General features: G+C 58.7%; 1 protein-coding gene. It reads right to left on the reverse strand.

The features are described 5' to 3' along the window. The coding region (locus H7995_RS28250) for an immunoglobulin-like domain-containing protein (protein ID WP_185819340.1) at window positions 1-375 on the reverse strand (375 nt) is incomplete at both ends.

The raw sequence follows: 375 nt of genomic DNA on the forward strand, positions 1-375 counted from the left end.
ATCCTGACCGCCAGTGAAGATGTCGTCTTTGGCGGTGACTTCGGCAGTGCCACTGGTGCCATTGGCCGGGATTTTCACCACGGTGCCATCGGTCAGCGTGAACTCCAGAGGACCATGGCTCGCCATCGGCATGCCAGCAGCGTTGGTCAGGGTCACGGTGTAAGTGACCGTGCCGCCTTCGGCGACAGTGGTTTTATCCACCGTCAGGGTAGCTTTCACCTCAGTGAGGGTGTCGCCGATGGTGACTTGAGCTTTGTCACCCAGCACCAGGTTCTCGAAGGACTTGCCGTCAACGGCAGCCTTGTCGATACCCACTTCGATGATCTGGCCATCTTTGTAGACGTCGTCGCCCTGGGCTTTCAGCTCGTAAGGCAC

The sequence above is a fragment of the Pseudomonas kielensis genome, from assembly GCF_014236655.1.
GTDB lineage: Bacteria > Pseudomonadota > Gammaproteobacteria > Pseudomonadales > Pseudomonadaceae > Aquipseudomonas > Aquipseudomonas kielensis.